The following is a 1,257-nucleotide window of genomic DNA, read 5'->3' on the forward strand; positions in this document are numbered from 1 at the left end:
GTCTGTAGTGGTCAACTTTTTCCGGACACCTCAATCGGTGATTGTCAGGCTGCTTGTCGCTCATATTGATTGGGCGGCAAATAGCCCAGCGTCGAGTGCAATCGTCCCTCGTTGTAGAACCGCACGATGTAGTCCGTGATGTCCTTTATCGCTTCACCTTGGTTGGCGTAATCCTTCCTCCAAGTGCGCTCCATTTTCAGGTTCAGGAAGAAGCGCTCCATCACTGCGTTGTCCCAGCAGTTACCCTTGCGGCTCATACTGCAACGCATCCCGTTGCGCGTCAGCAAGGTCTGGTAGGCCGCTCCTGCGTACTGACTGCCCCGATCCGAATGGACGATCAAACCCGGCTCTGGCTGCCGTTGAGCAATGGCCAACTGCATGGCGCTGATCACCAGTTCGGCCCGCATATGGGGGGCCATGGCCCAGCCCACGATCTTGCGCGAGAACAGATCCATGACCGCTGCCAAGTACACCCAGCCGCTGCGCGTGCGGATATAAGTAATGTCCGTGACCCAGGACTGATTGATTGCGCCAGGGTTGAACTGGCGATTTAGAAGGTTTTCAGCCACCGGCAAGTTGTGATTGCTGTTGGTTGTGTGAACAAACTTACGCTTCCAGACCGGGCGCAGACCTTGTTGTTTCATGAGACGGCGCACCTTGAAACGACCAATGGACAGGCCTTCTTTGCGTAATGCGCCCAGCACGCGACGACTACCATAGCAATGCTCTGACGCTTCAAAGGTTGCCTTGATCCTGGTCGCTGCCGGGCAGGCGGGCTCGGGTTTCAAGCGACGCTGTTGGGCCTCGTAAAGCCCGGAGCGACTGATCCGCAGCACCCGACAGACACGAGCCACCGGGTAGGCCTTGCGTTGTAATTGGTGAACCATCTGGTGGATCACTTCAATTCGCGGGCAAAGAAGGCCGTAGCTTTTTTTAGAATGTCGTTGTCCATTTTCAGCTCGCGAATTTGCTGTTCCAACTGGCGAATACGCTGTTGCTCGCTGGTCAACGGCTTGCCAATTCCCGGGCCACCCAATAGCTCGGCCCTGTATTGCTCAACCCAGCGGCGCACCGCCGTATCGCTTAGGTTCATATCAAGGCAGACCGAGTTCACACTCTGGCCTTGATCGACGATGAGCTTGCAGACATCAAGCTTAAAGGCGACATCGAACTTTCTGTACTTCTTGGTCATGGTGACTCCTCAATGGATATAGTTTCCCCCATTGAGGTGTCCGGGGTCATTAGACCAGCTCAGTC

The 1,257-nt window shown here is 55.4% G+C and carries 1 protein-coding gene; it reads right to left on the reverse strand.

Annotated features, from left to right (window positions below; genetic code table 11):
* Positions 1–44: 44 nt before the first annotated feature.
* Positions 45–1,192 (reverse strand): IS3 family transposase gene (locus tag ACM6IP_RS22730; protein WP_414862324.1). Its coding sequence is split into 2 segments (ribosomal slippage): positions 45–937 and positions 937–1,192, totalling 1,149 coding nucleotides; the frame shifts between segments, so codons are not numbered across the junction.
* Between the last annotated feature and the right edge of the window lie 65 nt (positions 1,193–1,257).

This window comes from Pseudomonas sp. IT-P176, from assembly GCF_949767245.1.
Lineage (GTDB): Bacteria > Pseudomonadota > Gammaproteobacteria > Pseudomonadales > Pseudomonadaceae > Aquipseudomonas.